Annotated in this window: 5 protein-coding genes; 2 read left to right on the top strand and 3 right to left on the bottom strand. The window is 47.6% G+C overall.

Annotated features, from left to right (window positions below; genetic code table 11):
* The first annotated feature begins 269 nt into the window (after positions 1 to 269).
* Together V7S65_RS08005 and V7S65_RS08000 are read left to right on the top strand one after the other, a co-directional pair.
* Positions 270 to 16,382, top strand: coding sequence for a T9SS type B sorting domain-containing protein (locus V7S65_RS08005; RefSeq protein WP_339545476.1), 16,113 nt, complete (start codon positions 270 to 272; stop codon positions 16,380 to 16,382).
* 104 nt (positions 16,383 to 16,486) lie between these two features.
* Positions 16,487 to 16,780 carry a phosphoribosylpyrophosphate synthetase gene (locus tag V7S65_RS08000; RefSeq protein WP_111578125.1) on the top strand — a complete coding sequence of 98 codons (294 nt, stop codon included), beginning with the start codon at positions 16,487 to 16,489 and terminating at the stop codon, positions 16,778 to 16,780.
* A 136-nt stretch (positions 16,781 to 16,916) separates the two neighbouring features.
* Here the strand turns inward: V7S65_RS08000 and V7S65_RS07995 are convergent, their stop codons facing one another.
* The 3 genes from V7S65_RS07995 to V7S65_RS07985 all read right to left on the bottom strand — a co-directional run bounded on the left by V7S65_RS07995 (position 16,917) and on the right by V7S65_RS07985 (position 20,613).
* Positions 16,917 to 18,494: a S41 family peptidase gene (locus V7S65_RS07995; RefSeq protein ID WP_336388611.1), complete on the bottom strand. Its 1,578-nt coding sequence runs from the start codon at positions 18,492 to 18,494 to the stop codon at positions 16,917 to 16,919.
* 33 nt (positions 18,495 to 18,527) lie between these two features.
* A complete protein-coding gene (locus V7S65_RS07990) occupies positions 18,528 to 19,292 on the bottom strand; it encodes a hypothetical protein (RefSeq protein ID WP_111578123.1) in 765 nt (254 codons plus the stop codon).
* Between the two features lie 115 nt (positions 19,293 to 19,407).
* On the bottom strand, positions 19,408 to 20,613 hold the full coding sequence (locus tag V7S65_RS07985) for a hypothetical protein (protein ID WP_336388612.1): 1,206 nt from the start codon (positions 20,611 to 20,613) through the stop codon (positions 19,408 to 19,410).
* Between the last annotated feature and the right edge of the window lie 28 nt (positions 20,614 to 20,641).

The following is a 20,641-nucleotide window of genomic DNA, read 5'->3' as shown; positions in this document are numbered from 1 at the left end:
AACTTATCTGGCACTTTATCATATTACAAATAATGGCACTTTTTTTATTTCACTATATTATATCTAATTTTAATCTTATTTTAATTATATATTTTAGCCATACCATGTATAAACACCTGACGCCTATGAAACCATTTTACACTTGCTCCACCCTCTGCCGGAAAAAACCGTCCGGGAAAGATAACCGATGTAAAGAGTTGAGGTACAATATGGATTGAGCAAACAAACTGCTCAACCCTGATACTTTTCTTACTTAACTGTTTGCACCTATGAAACGACTATTAACCTTTTTGTACCTGATACTGGGGTTTGTGCTGCTTAATAAGCAGGTGGCAGCACAATCTGCGCCGGCAAACGGCACTCCTTTTATGAACCTTCCCGATACTATATGTAAGGGAAGTTTCGCCAGTATGAATGCCTTTTTCTGGAATAACACCAGTAACTACGCGGATTCGGCTACCTGGACCATCACGGGGGGGACCTATGATGTTCTCTTCACCACTGACAACAGGCCAGGCCATGAGTTAGTGGGACAGCTGCGGGATAACAGCACAAATATTAATAAGAACTCTCTGACCATTAAATTCAACGACGCCAGCCAGTACCAGGTCACCGTAGTGTTGTTCAGAGGAAACAATAAGTATACAGTTAAAAAGCCTATTTATGTAAAAGACTGTACTATTCAACCCTGTTTGGGTAATACCACCAGCAAGAGCGATTTCCTGGAGGACTTTGGTAAATTTAAAAAGAATGCTACCGACAGCCGCTCCAACGCAGCGGTTACCGGATATAACTATGTACCCATGCCTCTGAACGGGGCTAATTTTATTGATGATAGTTACAATATCTTCTGGCATACACAAATAAGAAGTGAGTGGGTAAAGGCAACTGACCACACAGGAAGCACCGTAGATTCCGTGGGTGGTATGCTCATCGCCAACTCATCTATCAATAAAAAATCTTTCTATACTAAAAATAATGTGCAGGTATGTCCGGGCTCTTCTTATAATTTCAGCGCCTGGTTCCTGAACGTGAACAGTTACGGTGTATTTAACAATAACTGTGCGGCAGGTAACTGGGATGGTTATCACTATGCCGGGGTTACCTTTCTGATCATTAATAAAAAGGGCAGTACTAACGCTGCTTTGTGGGATACACTCGCCAGGTTTAAAACCTACGACGTATCCATGAACCTGTCTTATTCAACATGGCAGCAATATGGCGGCAGCTTTAAAACACCCGGAGGTGTAACAGCTGTTACACTGGAAATTGTGAATGACCGTCTTGGTGATTGCGGAAATGATATTGCGATAGATGATATCGGCTTTAATTATTGCAGCCCGGATATCTACTCATTTATCGATGGTCAGATCGATACAGAATTAAGAGCAGATTCACTTTGCGAAGGCGCTCCTATTACTATTAAAGCGCTATATAGTCCGGATGGTCATCTGCCGAACGGTACTTATGATCCCAACCAGGATTATTTTAAGAATCCAATATACCAATGGTTTTACAGTAACACCGGCGACGAAAATAATCCGGCCGACTGGTTTCCTGTTGTAAACGGAAATGGTATTTCGGGAGCAGCCACCAACACGCTCACATTTGCGGATGGTGCGCTGAAAGGGGATCCCAACCAGATAGTACATAAATACTACCGGGTAAATATCCTCGAATCGGGGAACGTCAGCAACTGTGCGTCTCCATCGAAATACACCAAGATCACTATTCTCCCCAAACCTAAAGTAACCATTTCGTCTGGCAGGATCTGTATCGGCGAAAGTGTGGATCTGACGGCAGATGGAGGATATAGTACCTATGAATGGAAAGTGAACCCGGTTTATATAGGTCCTAAAATGACGGTATTTCCTGACAGCACCAGAGACTACTGGGCGATCGGGATTGCCGATTATGGCTGGAACTCCGTGAAGAATGAACCGCGGCAATGTAAGGACAGTGGATTTGCCAGGGTTATTGTAGATAAAAAACCGGTAACTGCTATCACAGGCGGACCGGTAAATATTTGTCTTGGTGCACAGGTTAACCTGAACTTAGGCATAACAGGCGCGCCCGCCGACAGCCTGAACTGGAAATGGAAATACGGAATTGATTCTATTAAAGGTAAAGTTCCTGCTATTACCCATGTTCCTGCAGATACCGGTACCAAAGCGTATAACGTTGTGGTGACCAACAAAACCTGCGTGGTGGTTGACACATTCAGGGTAAATGTGCGGTCGGTACCGGTAGCAGATGTGGATACTACCTACAGACAGTGTAATACCTCTACCTTTAATATTAAAAGGAGCACGCCTCCTGCGGATCAGAAAGGTACCTGGTCATTTAACGGTCCTAGCAAAGGAGCTGTTATCACCAGTGCCACTACTCCCGCCACCAGCGTAACGGGTGTTCCCGCGGGTGATACCGTACGTCTCTTCTGGGTAATTACCAACAAAGCGCTGGCTGCGTGTACAGATACCAACCGGATTACACTCATTAACACCAAACCGCTCACACCAAGTGTTGCCGGCCTGGATCAGGTACAATGTGAGATACGTGATTTCCAGTTGAACGCCAGTAAGCCAGGTGTTGGTGAAACCGGTAAATGGACATTACAGCCCAGTACCACCTCTTCGGATATCACTATTAACTACGACACCGCTTATAATGCGATTGCCTCCGTTGTCAGCAATGCTCGGCCTAAAACCTTTGTGCTGACGTGGACTATCTCCAATGGCGTTTGTCCTGGTCCGAACTCAACTACCGTTAACCTCACCATTAAGGATAAGCCTACGCTGAGTGTTACAGCAGCAGCGGTTTGTAATAACGTAGCCTCCTTTACCGTAGCCTACAGCAATGTGAAACCGGGAACTTTAACGAAGTATGTACTCGATGTAGCCAGCACCAGGAAGATGCCCGGTTTTGTAACGGTGGCCCAGGCATGGCCATCTAACAATACCTCCGGTACCTTTAATGTGCCGTTGCCTGCTAACACACCGGCCGGTAGTTACGACTTCGTAATTACTGCACAGGAAGATACCTTACATGGATGTAGCGTTACTGTACCGTTCTCTGTTTCGGTGGAAAAACCATCCATAGCTCCTACCACTATTGATGCCAGCACAGATAGTATATGCGTTTCCGGTAATGTTACTTTAAAAGTGATTGGTGGTTCCCTGGGAACTGATTCTCTCGGTAATACCCATAAATGGAAATGGTATACCGGCGCCTGTCCTGGTTTACCAGGCAGCGTAGCCGTTACTCCGGCTTCCTCTATTAATAATGGAGCTGAAGTGGTGTTTAATAATGTAACTGCTACCACTACTTATTATGTACGTGCAGAAAGTACCGGTCCTTGTGGAAACACCGCCTGTGCAAGTGTAACAGTAAAAGTATTTGCCAAGCCTAATGCTGCTAACGCAAGTACCGACCAAACAGAATGCGAACGCGCCACTGACTTCCAGTTAGCCGGTAATACGCCTGCTCCCGCCGGCGCAACGGGCGTATGGACATCTCCTAATCCAAGAGTTACGATTACCAATCCGACACAGTGGAATGCTACTGTGAAAGTACCTGTTGGTGATACTGCTTCATTGGTGTGGACTATTTCCAACGGACCATGTTTGACTACTAATGACACAGTATTTATTACCAATTATAAGCAGCCGGCTGTTCGTGATGCCGGCACCAACCAGATTGCCTGTGATAAAACCGTGTTTACCCTCAACGCTACCGCTCCTACTGAGCTGGGTGCCAAAGGTACCTGGTCGTTTACACCGGCTACTGCTTCTGTAATTTTTGCAGATAAAAATAAAGCCAATACTACGGTAACTGTTCCCGCAGATAGCACCGTGTTGCTCTTCTGGCAGATTTCAAATTCAAAGTGTTCTGCCATTACTTATGATACCGTAAGAATCACAAGCCTGAAAAAACCAGCAGTTCAAAATGCGGGGACTAACCAGATTGCCTGTGATAAAACCGTCTTCACCCTCAACGCTTCTGCTCCTACGGAGCTGGGTGCTTTCGGTACATGGTCGTTTACACCGGCTACTGCTTCGGTAGTGTTTGCAGATAAGAACAAAGCCAATACTACTGTTACCGTTCCGGCGGATAGCACAGTGTTGCTCTTCTGGCAGATTTCAAACTCACAATGTTCTGCCATTACTTATGATACCGTAAGAATCACCAGTCTGAAAAAACCAGCAGTTCAAAATGCGGGTACTAACCAGATTGCCTGTGATAAAACCGTCTTCACCCTCAACGCTACCGCTCCTACGGAGCTGGGCGCTTTTGGTACATGGTCGTTTACACCGGCTACTGCTTCGGTTGTATTTGCAGATAAGAACAAGGCTAATACTACGGTTACCGTTCCGGCAGATAGTACCGTGTTACTCTTCTGGCAGATTTCAAACTCACAATGTTCCGCCATTACTTATGATACCGTAAGAATCACAAGCCTGAAAAAACCAGCAGTTCAAAATGCGGGGACTAACCAGATTGCCTGTGATAAAACCGTCTTCACCCTCAACGCTTCTGCTCCTACGGAGCTGGGTGCTTTCGGTACATGGTCGTTTACACCGGCTACTGCTTCGGTTGTATTTGCAGATAAGAACAAAGCCAATACTACTGTTACCGTTCCGGCGGATAGCACGGTGTTACTCTTCTGGCAGATTTCAAATTCACAGTGTTCTGCTAATACTTATGATACCGTAAGAATCACCAGTCTGAAAAAACCAGCAGTTCAAAATGCGGGCTCTAACCAGATTGCCTGTGATAAAACCGTGTTTACCCTCAATGCTACCGCTCCTACTGAACTGGGTGCTTTTGGTACATGGTCATTTACACCAGCTACCGCTTCGGTTGTATTTGCTGATAAAAACAAGGCTAATACTACGGTTACAGTTCCGGCGGATAGCACGGTGTTACTCTTCTGGCAGATTTCAAACTCACAATGTTCTGCTGTTACTTATGATACTGTAAGAATCACAAGCCTGAAAAAACCAGCGGTTCAAAATGCGGGTACTAACCAGATTGCCTGTGATAAAACCGTGTTTACCCTCAACGCTACCGCCCCTACGGAACTGGGCGCTTTCGGTACATGGTCATTTACACCGGCTACGGCTTCTGTTGTATTTGCAGATAAGAACAAGGCTAATACTACGGTTACCGTTCCGGCGGATAGTACCGTGTTGCTCTTCTGGCAGATTTCAAACTCACAGTGTTCCGCTACTACTTATGATACTGTAAGGATCACGAGTCTGAAAAAACCAGCAGTTCAAAATGCGGGTACTAACCAGATTGCCTGTGACAAAACCGTGTTTACCCTCAACGCTACCGCTCCTACTGAGCTGGGCGCTTTCGGTACATGGTCATTTACACCAGCTACGGCTTCTGTAGTTTTTGCAGATAAAAACAAAGCCAATACTACAGTTACAGTTCCCGCAGATAGCACCGTGTTGCTCTTCTGGCAGATTTCTAATTCACAATGTTCAGCTGTTACTTATGATACCGTAAGAATCACCAGTCTGAAAAAACCAGCAGTTCAAAATGCGGGGACTAACCAGATTGCCTGTGATAAGACCGTCTTCACCCTCAACGCCACCGCTCCTACGGAACTGGGCGCTTTCGGTACATGGTCATTTACACCAGCTACGGCTTCTGTAGTCTTTGCAGATAAGAACAAGGCTAATACTACGGTTACCATTCCGGCGGATAGTACCGTGTTACTCTTCTGGCAGATTTCAAACTCACAGTGTTCCGCTACTACTTATGATACTGTAAGAATCACCAGTCTGAAAAAACCGGCAGTTCAAAATGCGGGTACTAACCAGATTGCCTGTGACAAAACCGTGTTTACCCTCAACGCTACTGCTCCTACCGAGTTAGGTGCTGTGGGTACATGGACATTTACACCGGCTACTGCCTCTGTAGTCTTTGCAGATAAGAACAAGGCTAATACTACGGTTACAGTTCCGGCAGATAGCACGGTGTTGCTCTTCTGGCAGATTTCAAACTCACAGTGTTCCGCTGTTACTTATGATACCGTAAGAATCACAAGCCTGAAAAAACCAGCAGTTCAAAATGCCGGTACTAACCAAATTGCCTGTGACAAGACCGTGTTTACTCTCAACGCTTCTGCTCCTACGGAGCTGGGCGCTTTCGGTACATGGTCGTTTACTCCGGCTACTGCTTCGGTAGTATTTGCAGATAAGAACAAAGCCAATACTACTGTTACAGTTCCGGCAGATAGTACCGTGTTGCTCTTCTGGCAGATTTCTAACTCACAGTGTTCCGCTACTACTTATGATACCGTAAGGATTACCAGTCTGAAAAAACCGGTAATGCGTGATGCTGGCTCTAACCAGATCGCCTGTGATAAAACCGTCTTCACCCTCAACGCTACCGCTCCTACCGAGTTAGGTGCTGTAGGCACATGGACATTTACACCGGCTACGGCTTCTGTGGTCTTTGCTGATAAGAACAAAGCCAATACCACTGTTACCGTTCCGGCGGATAGCTCCGTATTGCTCTTCTGGAAAATTGCAAACACTGAATGTGCCGCTGCTAACTTTGATACCGTAAGGATCACAAGCCTGAAAAAGCCAATCGTTCGTGATGCAGGTAGCAACCAGATTGCCTGTGATAAAACCGTCTTCACCCTCAACGCTACCGCTCCTACCGAGTTAGGTGCTGTGGGTACATGGACATTTACACCGGCTACGGCTTCTGTAGTCTTTGCTGATAAAAACAGCGCCACAACTACTGTTACCGTTCCGGCAGATAGCTCTGTGTTACTCTTCTGGAAAATTGCAAACACTGAATGTGCCGCTGCTAACTTTGATACCGTTAGGATCACCAGTCTGAAAAAACCGGTGATGCGTGATGCTGGCTCTAACCAGATCGCCTGTGATAAAACCGTCTTCACCCTCAACGCTACCGCTCCTACCGAGTTAGGTGCTGTGGGTACATGGACATTTACACCAGCTACTGCCTCTGTAGTCTTTGCAGATAAGAACAAAGCCAATACCACTGTTACCGTTCCAGCTGATAGCTCCGTATTGCTCTTCTGGAAAATTACAAACACTGAATGTGCCGCTGCTAACTTTGATACCGTAAGGATTACAAGTCTGAAAAAACCGGTGATGCGTGATGCCGGCTCTAACCAGATTGCCTGTGATAAAACGGTATTCACTCTCAACGCCACTGCTCCTACTGAGCTGGGTGCCGTGGGTACATGGACATTTACACCGGCTACTGCCTCTGTAGTCTTTGCAGATAAGAACAAAGCCAATACCACTGTTACCGTTCCGGCTGATAGCTCCGTGCTACTCTTCTGGCAGATTTCTAACTCACAGTGTTCCGCTACTACTTATGATACCGTAAGGATTACCAGTCTGAAAAAACCGGTAATGCGTGATGCTGGTACTAACCAGATTGCCTGTGATAAAACCGTCTTCACCCTCAACGCTACCGCTCCTACCGAGTTAGGTGCTGTGGGTACATGGACATTTACACCGGCTACTGCCTCTGTAGTCTTTGCAGATAAGAACAAAGCCAATACCACTGTTACCGTTCCGGCGGATAGCTCCGTATTGCTCTTCTGGAAAATTGCAAACACTGAATGTGCCGCTGCTAACTTTGATACCGTTAGGATCACAAGCCTGAAAAAACCGGTGATGCGTGATGCTGGCTCTAACCAGATTGCCTGTGATAAAACCGTGTTTACTCTTAACGCCACCGCTCCTACTGAGCTGGGCGCCAAAGGTACCTGGTCGTTCACACCGGCTACAGCTTCCGTGAAGTTTACTAACATTAACGATCCTAAAACTACCGTTACCGTTCCGGCCGACAGCACCGTGTTGCTCTTCTGGCAGATTTCTAACTCACAGTGTTCCGCCGCTACTTATGATACCGTAAGGATCACAAGTCTGAAAAAACCGGTGATGCGTGATGCAGGATCTAACCAGATTGCCTGTGATAAAACGGTATTCACCCTCAACGCTACTGCTCCTACTGAGCTGGGCGCTAAAGGTACCTGGTCGTTTACTCCGGCTACTGCTTCCGTGAAGTTCGCCAACATCAACAGTGCCACTACTACTGTTACCGTTCCGGCGGATAGCACTGTATTGCTCTTCTGGCAGATTTCTAACACTGAATGTGCTGCTGCTACTTATGATACCGTAAGGATCACAAGTCTGAAAAAGCCAATCGTTCGTGATGCAGGGTCTAACCAGATTGCCTGTGATAAAACCGTGTTTACTCTTAACGCCACTGCTCCTACTGAGCTGGGCGCCAAAGGCACCTGGTCGTTCACACCGGCTACAGCTTCCGTGAAGTTTACTAACATTAACGATCCTAAAACTACCGTTACCGTTCCAGCTGATAGCACCGTGTTGCTCTTCTGGCAGATTTCTAACTCTGAATGTGCCGCTGCTACTTATGATACTGTAAGGATCACAAGCCTGAAAAAGCCAATTGTTCGTGATGCTGGTAGCAACCAGATTGCCTGTGATAAAACGGTATTCACCCTCAACGCTACCGCTCCTACAGAGCTGGGCGCCAAAGGTACCTGGTCGTTTACACCAGCGACAGCTTCCGTGAAGTTCGCCAACATCAACAGTGCCACTACTACTGTTACCGTTCCGGCGGATAGCACTGTATTGCTCTTCTGGCAGATTTCTAACTCACAGTGTTCCGCTGCTACTTATGATACCGTAAGGATCACAAGCCTGAAAAAGCCAATTGTTCGTGATGCAGGGTCTAACCAGATTGCCTGTGATAAAACGGTATTCACTCTCAACGCCACCGCTCCTACTGAGCTGGGCGCCAAAGGTACCTGGTCGTTTACTCCGGCTACGGCTTCCGTGAAATTTGCCAACATCAACAGTGCCACTACTACTGTTACCGTTCCGGCAGATAGCACCGTGTTGCTCTTCTGGCAGATTTCTAACTCTGAATGTGCTGCTGCTACTTATGATACCGTTAGGATCACAAGCCTGAAAAAGCCAATCGTTCGTGATGCAGGGTCTAACCAGATTGCTTGTGACAAAACGGTATTCACCCTCAACGCCACTGCTCCGACTGAGCTGGGCGCCAAAGGTACCTGGTCGTTCACACCGGCTACAGCTTCAGTGAAGTTTACTAACATTAACGATCCTAAAACTACCGTTACCGTTCCAGCTGATAGCACTGTGTTGCTCTTCTGGCAGATTTCTAACTCTGAATGTGCCGCTGCTACTTATGATACCGTAAGGATCACAAGCCTGAAAAAGCCGATCGTTCGTGATGCAGGTAGCAACCAGATTGCCTGTGATAAAACTGTGTTCACTCTCAACGCCACCGCTCCTACTGAGCTGGGCGCCAAAGGCACCTGGTCGTTCACTCCGGCTACAGCTTCCGTGAAGTTCGCCAACATCAACAGTGCCACTACTACGGTTACCGTTCCGGCAGATAGCACAGTATTGCTCTTCTGGCAGATTTCTAACTCTGAATGTGCTGCTGCTACTTATGATACCGTAAGGATCACAAGTCTGAAAAAGCCGATCGTTCGTGATGCGGGTTCTAACCAGATTGCCTGTGATAAAACGGTATTCACCCTCAACGCTACTGCTCCCACTGAGCTGGGCGCCAAAGGTACATGGTCGTTTACTCCGGCTACGGCTTCTGTGAAGTTTACTAACATTAACGATCCTAAAACCTCCGTTACTGTTCCGGCAGATAGCACCGTGTTGCTCTTCTGGCAGATTTCTAACTCACAATGTTCCGCTGCTACTTATGATACCGTAAGGATCACAAGCCTGAAAAAGCCAATCGTTCGTGATGCAGGGTCTAACCAGATTGCCTGTGATAAAACGGTCTTCACCCTCAACGCTACCGCTCCTACAGAGCTGGGCGCCAAAGGTACCTGGTCGTTTACTCCGGCTACGGCTTCTGTGAAGTTTGCCAACATCAACAGTGCCACTACTACTGTTACCGTTCCAGCCGACAGCACCGTGCTGCTCTTCTGGCAGATTTCTAACTCCGAATGTGCTGCTGCTACTTATGATACCGTAAGGATCACAAGCCTGAAAAAGCCAATCGTTCGTGATGCTGGGTCTAACCAGATTGCCTGTGATAAAACGGTATTCACCCTCAACGCTACCGCTCCTACTGAGCTGGGCGCCAAAGGCACCTGGTCGTTCACACCGGCTACAGCTTCCGTGAAGTTCGCCAACATCAACAGTGCAACTACTACTGTTACCGTTCCGGCTGACAGTACTGTGCTTCTCTTCTGGCAGATTTCTAACTCACAGTGTTCCGCCGCTACTTATGATACCGTAAGGATCACCAGCCTGAAAAAGCCAATCGTTCGTGATGCAGGGTCTAACCAGATTGCCTGTGATAAAACGGTATTCACCCTCAACGCTACTGCTCCTACTGAGCTGGGCGCTAAAGGTACCTGGTCGTTTACTCCGGCTACGGCTTCCGTGAAGTTTGCTAACATCAACAGTGCCACTACTACTGTTACCGTTCCGGCCGACAGCACCGTGTTGCTCTTCTGGCAGATTTCTAACTCCGAATGTGCCGCTGCTACTTATGATACTGTGAGGATCACCAGCCTGCTCAAACCAATCATGCGCAGCGCAGGCGCCGATCAGATGGAATGTGAGAAAACTACCTTTACCCTCAACGCTACCGCTCCTACGGAGCTGGGAGCTAAAGGTACCTGGTCGTTCCTCCCGGCCACAGCTGCAGTATCTTTTGTAAATAAAAATGATCCGAAAACCAATGTAACAGTGCCTGCCAACACCGCAGTGCAACTGATCTGGAAGATCACGAACGTAACATGTGCGGCTGATAATGCGGACACCGTATTAATCACCAGCCTGCTCAAACCAATTATGCGCAGCGCAGGTACCGATCAGATGGAGTGTGAGAAAACTACCTTTGCCCTTAACGCTACCGCTCCTACGGAGCTGGGCGCTAAAGGTACCTGGTCGTTCCTCCCTGCTACTGCCGCGGTGACCTTCGTGAATAAGAATGATCCGAAAACCAATGTAACGGTTCCTGCAAACACCGCAGTGCGGCTGATCTGGAAGATTACCAACGCGAAATGCGCGGCTGACAATGTGGATACCGTGTCAATCACCAGCCTGCTCAAACCAATCATGCGCAGCGCAGGCGCCGATCAGATGGAATGTGATAAAACTACCTTTACCCTCAACGCTACCGCTCCTACGGAGCTGGGCGCTAAAGGTACCTGGACATTCTCACCGGCTACGGCTTCTGTGAAAATTACCAACATCAACGATCCTAAAACTACCGTTACCGTTCCGGCCGACAGCTCTATCCTGTTTACCTGGAAAATCACCAACGCGAAGTGTGCGGCCGACAACATCGATACCGTAAGGATCACCAGTCTGAAAAAACCGGTAATGCGTGATGCCGGCACCAATAAAATAGCATGTGAGCAAACCAGCTTCACCATGAACGCCACTGCTCCTACTGAGCTGGGCGCCATTGGTACCTGGACCTTCTCACCGGCTACGGCTTCCGTGAAAATTACCAACATCAACGATCCTAAAACATCCGTTACTGTTCCGGCAGACAGCTCCATCCTGTTTACCTGGAAGATCACCAACCCGAAATGCGCGGCAGACCTGGCAGATACCGTAAGGATCACCAGCTACAAAACACCTGCTGCCGCCAAGGCCGGCCCCGACCAGGAACAATGTGATGATGCCAACTTCATCCTGAATGGCAGCAAACCTGCCGGTTTACATGTAACCGGTACCTGGACAAATCCTGCCGGTACCGCCGGGGTGAATATTTCATCTCCGAATCAATACAACACAACCGTAACTGTTGCAGCGGGTGTTAGCGTAAAACTGGTGTGGAAAATCACCAATGGTACCTGCGCCGCTACTTATGATACGGTAATGCTTACCAACTACGCGAACGCCAATAAAGCAAATGCCGGTCCTGACCAGGCCCTCTGTAACAATACAGGCGACTTCATCATGGCGGCAAATGTGCCGGGCGTACCAACTGCAAAAGGCACCTGGACTGATATCAGCCCGGTACCTGGAAAAGCAAAAATCAAATCACCAAATAGTCCGACTACCGCGGTTACAGTGCCTGTAGGCGATACCGTAATACTCCAGTGGGCTATCGCAAACGGTGTATGTGATACCAGCTTCAGCAGGGTAACGATCATCAACTATAAAGCAGCCATCACGGCAAATGCCGGTCCTGACCAGGAAAAATGTAACACCGCTGCCGACTTCATCATGAAAGCCAGTCAGCCTGGAGCCTCCAGTGCAACAGGCACCTGGACAGATGTAAGCCGTGTTCCTGGTAACGCCGTTATCAAATCGGTAAATGATCCGAATACCGCAGTAACCGTTCCGGTTGGCGATACCGTGATCCTGAAATGGACCGTAACAAACGGCAGCTGTACCAGCACCAGCAGCACAGTTACGCTTATTAACTACAAAACCGCTGCTGCTGCAAATGCAGGAACAGACATTGAAATGTGTAACAACACCGGCGACTTCACCCTGGCCGCAGATCCGGTATCTGTACCAAGTGCCAAAGGTTTCTGGTCTGTGATTAAAGGAAACGCGGCAATCAGGTCTATCAATAGTCCAACTTCCAATGTAAACATCAACGTAGGTGATACGGTTACTTTACGCTGGACTGTGACCAACGGTGTGTGCAGCGCTACCTGGGATGATGTAACACTCATCAACTACAGATTACCGGTACCTGCCAATGCAGGTAGCGATCAGGAACATTGCGATAATGCTACCTTTAATATGAATGCCAGCGATCCTGGTGTTGCAGGTGCAAAAGGTACCTGGATTGTAACCAGCAACAACGCAACACTGATCAATATCAGTGATATTAACCGGAAAGATGCTACCATCACGGTTCCTGCTGGCGAAACAGCCCAATTAACGTGGGTAGTAAGCAACGGCGTGTGCGACGCTTCCAGCTCCAGTGTCACCCTGATTAACCGTAAACCGATACTCGGTAACACCATCCAGGATGATCAGACGGTTTGCGTAACAGAAACGCCAATGGCTATACGCAGTATTGCACTCACCGGCGGTAATGGTACTTACACCTACCAGTGGCAACAAAGCACTGCCGGTGCAAACGGACCATTCACCAACATCACCGGCGCCACCAGCGCTACTTACCAGCCTGGTTTGCTTGCAGCCAACACCTGGTACAGAAGAGTGGTAGCTTCCGGAGCTTGTATCAACAACATCAGCAACGTGGTGAAAATCACCGCTATCACCATCAGCCCGATTGTTACTTTCACTCCTCCGGCTATTACAACGGAATGTGAAAGAGGTAAAGACTACACCACCCTCTTCGGAGATCCGGCGTTCAGTCATGCGCCTTATAACAACGAGCCTCTGACCATTACTCACAATGATGTAACCGTGGTTACTTCGCCTTGCCTCAGTACCATTACCCGTACCTGGACAGCGACAGACAGATGCGGTCTTTCTGTAAGCGCTTCACAAACCATCACCGTGAAGGATACCAAAGCACCGGTATTCACTACACCGGCGCCTGCGGATACCACCGTGGATTGTGATAAAGTGCCTGCTAAAACAGATCTTAAAGCCAACGACGACTGCGCAGGGGAAATCATTATCCCTGTAGTGGAAGTTCGCCAGGATCTGCCAGGCAACTGTTCCAACAACTACCTGCTGATCCGCACCTGGACTGCGAAAGACGAATGTAACACAGGCGTGACCCTGAAACAGGTGATCACCGTGAAAGACATGACCGCACCGGTATTCAACATGGCAGCACCTGCTGATACCACCGTGGATTGCGATAAGATCCCGGCCGGATTTAATCTCACAGCTTCCGATAACTGTACGCCGGGTGTAATTACAGTAGTGCCGAAAGACTCTGCGGCTCACAACACGAACAACTGTAATAACAACTACGTGATCTATCGTAAGTGGACCACCTTTGATGAATGTGGTAATGCACGTGCAGTACAACAGATCATCAGGGTACAGGATACTACCAGACCGGTATTCAGCATGCCTGCTCCAAAAGATACCGTAGTAGATTGCGATAAGGTACCGGCATGGCCTGCGATCACCGCCACCGATAATTGCAGCGGCAGCATCCAGGTATTCACCAGTACCAAAACCGTGAAATTACCAGGCAACTGCGCCGGGAACTTCCAGGAAACCAGAACCTGGACCGCTACCGACGAATGCGGCAATAAATCAGTGATGCAGCAGATCATCACCGTTCAGGATACCACTAAACCGGTATTCACTGTGATGCCTCCTGCCGACACAACAGTGAGCTGTGATAACATCCCTGCTCCTGCTACCGATGTACAGGTATCTGATAACTGCAGCAGCATCGGAAACGGTCTTACCGTATCCCGCAGGATCACTACAGAAAGAACACCAGGCGAATGTGCCGGTAACTACCGCATCATCAGAACCTGGATTGCTAAAGATGCCTGTGGTAATACCGCTACCATTACACAGGTGGTAACTGTAAAAGATACAACCCGGCCAGTGATCATGCCTGCACCTGCAGATGTGGAAATCTACTGTCAGGATAAAATCCCGGCAGCACCGGTATTAACCGCAACAGACAACTGTGATAACAGCTTCCCGAAAAGAGCTATCTATACAGAAGATCCATATGTGGAAGATATCTGTAACGGATATACGATTGTAAGAAGATGGACTATCATGGATGCCTGCGGTAATAAAGCCAACGACGTAATCCAACGTGTAATTATTAAGCCTTGCGATAAACCGCAACTGGAAGCCACCCTGCCATCCAACTGTTCCGACAACGGCAGGATCGCTTTACGCAAAATTGGCAATGTATACCTGCCTAGCTATACGCTGGTAGCGGTTACACCGGCCAACGCAGTAACAGGATTGCCAAGAACACAAAGCAACAACGTGTTCAACCTGAACGGCGCTACTTCTGCTTCCTTTATTATTACAGATGGCAGAACAGGTTGCTCTTCCGATACCGTCACTTACAACCTGAACTACATTCAGAAACCAATGGTGAACCTGGGTAACGATACCACTATCTGTGGCGGCAACAACCTGGTACTGGATGCTGGTCCTGCTAACTTCGCCTACCAGATTAAATGGTCTACCGGCGCAACCACGCAGCGGATCAATATTAACCAGGCAGGCACCTACTGGGTAAATGTAAGCAACGGTGAATGTGCCACTACCGATACCATCCATGTAGGTCTGGTACCAACGCCACTGGTCGATATCCCTGATACGACCATCTGCCGCGGCCAAACCGTGAAACTGGATGCATATGTAAATGGCGGCTCCTATCTCTGGAGTAACGGTTCTACCGAACCTTCTATCCTGGTAGGAACACAGGAACAATTCTGGGTGAAAGTGATGAAGTCAGGATGTATCACCATCGATACCGTGAAAGTGAGCGTGAATCCTCCACCGGATATTAGCCTGAGCCGCGACACATCTATCTGTCCTGACCAGTCCATTATGCTCACCGTTAATTCAAACGGCGGCCGTATCAAATGGCAGACAGGTGAAACCAGCAACTCTATCGTGGTAAACAAACCAGGCGGATACTGGGTAGCTGTAAGCAGGGATAACTGTGTGGTAAGAGATACCGTAAATGTGAGAATGAAACCAGCGCTCACAATGGAGCTGGGACCCGACAGGAACATCTGCCCTGGTGGCACCATTACCCTGGACGGTACCAACCCGGATGCTGTTTCTTATCTCTGGAACGACGGCGATCCTAACCCGGTTAAACAAATTTCTCAGGCCGGCAGCTATAAACTGGCTGTGATGGACAAATACTGTCAACGTGTGTTCATGGACAGCGTGAAAGTAAACATCACTGGTTTGCCGGTTATCAACCTGGGAAGAGATACTACCCTGTGTAAAGGTGAAACACTCATACTGCGCGCTGAAGGTGGTGGTATTACCGGTGTACGCTGGGATAACGGTTCCGGCGGACCATCCCTCACCGTTACCAACGGAGGTACTTATACCGTAACTGTATTCAACGATTGCGGATCGGCTACCGACGACATCACAGTAGGCTTTATAGAATGTGAACCTAAACCAACCTTGCCAAACGCCTTCTCACCAAACGGCGACGGACGTAACGATGTGTTCAGACCAGTAGTAAGAGGACAAATGTTCGACTACGAATTGCGGATCTTTAACCGCTGGGGCGAATTGATCTTTATGTCGTCCGACAACCATAAAGGATGGGATGGTAAATACAAGGGAGTTCCGGTGGATGTTGGTACATACGTATGGTGGCTTTCTTACAAGAAAGTAGCCGGCGGATCCTCCAACGTACTGAAAGGAGAAGTTACCGTTATCCGGTAATAACGGATACAATCATAAAACAAAAAGCATAAGGCCACCCGGCTTTATGCTTTTTGTTTTATAACTTAGTACCGTTTCATTTGCAAACCGGAAATTGTTTTTATATGAAAGTGTTCGACACCGTAACAGCGGCCATGGAAGATCTGCGCAAACGCGGATACACCACCGATTTCAATCTTGTTTTCGACAGTATTCAGTGTAACAGCGGGAATGTGCGTCCAGAGGATTTTGAAATTACAGAAACCTATCGTTTTGAAGGAGATACTGACCCCGGCGATGAGGCAGTAGTGTATGCCATTGAAACCAAATCAGGACTCAAAGGCGTATTGATGTACGGGTATGGTGTTTATTCAGAAGATATGTCTGAAGATATGATCCGTAAACTGGGTCACCGCTGATACATCTTCTTTAATCAACTAACGGGTCCGGGTATACGTACCCGGACTTTTTTATTATCTCCAAAAACAGAAAAGCCGCGTAGATCTTTCGATCTGCGCGGCTTTTAATTAACCAGCTAACGCTAAAGGTTATATGTTATTGAAGTCCTGCTACTTTCTTGCTCAGCCTGAAGTCAACCATTCCGTTAAACCCTCTGGCGGGCGTGATATTGGGAATCGCCTCACGTAAATCATTACCGGCGACCGCACTGATCCTCGCGCTGCTGCGAAGGTTCAGGTAACTGCCTGTTGAAATATAGTTCATGGCCTGTTGCAGGTTCTGATCTGAAGTAGTGTTACCCCATGCGATATTTACATAGTCAACAGCTTCTGCATCCACCGGGATACCGGTGTAGTAGCCGCCGTTTCCGTTGGCATTCGTGGTTTCAAAGTTGATGGCATACAGGTCCGCGAGGTATACCGGCTTATGATCATTATCATACATCGTGATATTGAAATCAATAAAGCCAACTGGTTTCCCGTATGTTTTCTTGCCGATGAGCCTTACATTCATGTACGGTTTAAGATTATTCAGCGTTAATTCGCTGGCAGAAGCAGTTTCGCCGGATACAATAAAAAATATATTATCCAGTCCCATGCCGCCTGTGGCAGCGGCATAGTTCACCTGTGCATCCAGTTTGGTAGCGGCCAGGTTCTGCATGATCTTATCGTTATACTTGTAGGTATACATCACTTTACCCGCAGCAGCGGAAGGAGCAAAAGCATTGTCGAGATATTCCGCCGTAGACGTAGCTCCACCGCCGTTATACCGGAAATCCACGATCAACTGCTTTATGCCCTGTGCCTTGAATTTGGCGATTGTCTGATCCAAAGCCGTTTTCGTGGCAGTAGCATTGCCCGCATCATTGGTCACACTTGAAAAAGTATACATCACAAAATAGCCCACCTTGATATCTATGTTGGCGGTATTTTTAACGGTATAAACCGTATCAAACAGCACCGGGTTGATGTTATAGGTAGCTGCATTGAGCGTAAGGGTAACCGCAGTCTGGTCCTGTTTTTTGAATCCCAGCGTGATAGTGGATGCCGTTGAAATAGTATTATAAAGCGAGTTAATGGCAGATGAGGCGCTGGAGAAATTGGTATTGCCGTTTACGGAAGTGATCTCCCACCCTCTTAAAACGCCTGCTTTACCGGCCGGGCTGTTCTTATCTGCATACTTTACAAACAACCTTACTTTACTGGCGTCTGCTCCGGCAGCGAACCCGATGTCAAATCCCAGTTTAGAAGGATTGGCGGCGGCATTCTGTTCCGATACGCCGTTCATGAGCTGATTGGTGATAGTGCCATCTTCATCCAGGAAGCTGTAATGATCGTATGCTGCATTGGTAGCCGGATTAATGGCATAGCCCTTCATCTCTGTCAGCAGGGCATTTGCATCCGTATACTTGCTGGCCAGGGGATCCAGCTGCGGTACACTGGAGTACCAATAGTAAGTAGGCAGTCCTTTGCTGGCGGTTCGTCCGCCATCGCCGTAGGTTACCTGCATAATCTGGTACATCAGGTATTTCAGGGAATCCTTTTTCAGGGCATCTGTAATGTCAACAGGTGGCGGAGAGGCAGCTTTATCTTTGTGGCAGGACATAAAAGCGCCTGAACACAAGGCGCCCGCCAATATCGTTGTAGTTCCCGCAGAAAACAGTTTTTTATACATAAAAACAGTTAAGACGATGGTAGTCAGACTGGCTTACTTTTGGGTGGCCAGTGTTTGGCGTGTCCAGAAGTCGGCTGAATAATACAAAGCGAAATTGTCCGCATACTCACCCGGCATTGGGGGCTTTTCTCCTTTGGCCCGTTTAGCCTCCAGTTCTTTTTTATCCTCTCTCTTCATAGCATTTACCTTGAAATGATAGGCAATGGGCTTATCACTTCCGGCGGGGATGCCCAGCACTTTCAATGGGATTCCCAGTTCACATACGAGGTTACCGGCGGCATCATAAGAAGAGGTGGTTTGAATACCAAACGTATTCTTCACCGGAATATTGCCATCCGGGATGCTGTCGAATCCTTCTACTTTAATCTCCTTTACGTTCGCCAGGAGTTGTTTCTTTAATTCGCCTGCGATGAGCGCCCTGGATTCTTCCGGCACATCGGGCGCGCCGGTATTTATATTATAGGTGAGCGGAAATGTAATCCCCGCGCCGCCTTTCTTCTTCCCAGTGGCGTTGATGGAAACAGTAAGGCCGGAACGCATGATTTTCATCTGGCTCTGCGGATCAGGAACACTAACGATTACGTATAAATTCTCCTGGTCGTTGGCTATAGTGTAAAATAACTTGGTTACGTTGTTATAGAACTGCAGGGGTTTGGGCCATTCAGTAGCCTGTCCGTCGATTTTAATATTGGCTGGCGCCCATTTATTCGGTTCACTATCTTGTGCGGAAGCATTTACATACAACAAAAGACCGGCTATTACCCCTGCTCCTGCCGTCAGTGCCCTGTTCATTTTCATGTGCTAATTTTTTCAGTTGCACTACAAGGTTAACAAAGAATTTTGAAAATACGGGCAGAAAAAATGTATATGAGCAAAAAGAATCGGTGAACGGGGGGATATGGCAGCTAAAGAATTACTTCTTTAGCTGTTTGATCAACATATCGATCTGTGCCTGTTGCTCATCATTCCTTTTATTTTGCTGGATAATGTAAAGGGTCAGCTCTTCCACCTTTTCCAGGAGCTTACGGTTCATTTCCCCGAGGTCCTGGCCCTCTTTTGCCACTTCGGCAGCTCCGGGTATGCCCGGCAGGTGCTTATGCTCCGTTACATATGCAGCTACGTCGTTTAATAAAGGCAGTTGGTAGCGCTCATGAAAAACGTAATCAGGCCAAGGATTACTTTGGGTTACTTTTACCCTGCGGGCAGCAATAGTACCTTCTACAGCCAGCTTATTAGTGCCGGTGGTAGTGGTGCCAATGCCTACATTGCCGTTGTTGAGGATGGTCATACGAATGGGGACTACGGTATTGATTCTGCCCGTTTCAAAATAAATATTCCCACTATTGGCAGCTCCCACGTGGAGATCCGTATAACTTTCTACCACGTTAGCATTGCGTTGTTCCACCACTGCGTAATTGGCAGAGGTGTTCCCCATCAACAGGCGGGAATTAGCAATAGCCGTATTCTGCATGCTCACCATGTTTATAGTATTGGCCGTTGCTTCATCAATTTGCAGGTGATGTAATGGCGTTACAGTCCCCATACCAATGTTACCATCCTGGTTGATATGCATGTTAACAACGGGCTCTCCCCCGGTATTATCTGTAGCATTAGTCAGAAACTGCAGATAAGTATCCCAGGAACCACCTCTGTAGGCTCTTACAGCTGCTTTTCCGGCGCTCGAAAATTCAAATGACAAATCCCTCCGGCTATTCGCATTCATCGGTAAGTTCGCTCCTGCAATCACCAGTTTTTTATAACTGGTGTCTGTAAAACTCCCCACAGTAAGATCCGGCACATTCAGGGATCTTTTTATAATCAGGTCTCCTTTTGGAAGCAGGGTCATTATCAGGTCATTATCATTCTGATAATTAACCAATGTATCATTAGCCAGCCACCTGAATCTGAATCCATTACCGGATGGACCATTTAAAGCATTGTTCAGGGAGCCACCGCTTTGTAATACCAATCCGGATCTAAAATTTGCGGAATACAAAGTGCTGAAAATATCATTTACATACGACTTTTTGAGATGGATCGTATCAAAGTTTGCCACCTGGGCTTGGGCGGCGGAGAAAATGCACAGACAGAGGACTAAAAAAACAAATGTCTTTTTCATACAAGAGGGATAAAAAATAAGTTAACGG

Source organism: Chitinophaga sp. CCNWYY40, assembly GCF_037483205.1.
In the GTDB taxonomy this organism is placed as follows: domain Bacteria; phylum Bacteroidota; class Bacteroidia; order Chitinophagales; family Chitinophagaceae; genus Chitinophaga; species Chitinophaga ginsengisegetis.
The sequence above is the reverse complement of the archived record's forward strand: the minus strand, read 5'-3'. Positions and strand labels throughout refer to the sequence as shown.

Bases quoted from the DNA above. Each gene is read 5' to 3' on its own strand.
- V7S65_RS08005 (WP_339545476.1), top strand. From the start codon at position 270: ATGAAACGACTATTAACCTTTTTGTACCTGATACTGGGGTTTGTGCTG.
- V7S65_RS08000 (WP_111578125.1), top strand. From the start codon at position 16,487: ATGAAAGTGTTCGACACCGTAACAGCGGCCATGGAAGATCTGCGCAAA.
- V7S65_RS07995 (WP_336388611.1), bottom strand. From the start codon at position 18,494: ATGTATAAAAAACTGTTTTCTGCGGGAACTACAACGATATTGGCGGGC.
- V7S65_RS07990 (WP_111578123.1), bottom strand. From the start codon at position 19,292: ATGAAAATGAACAGGGCACTGACGGCAGGAGCAGGGGTAATAGCCGGT.
- V7S65_RS07985 (WP_336388612.1), bottom strand. From the start codon at position 20,613: ATGAAAAAGACATTTGTTTTTTTAGTCCTCTGTCTGTGCATTTTCTCC.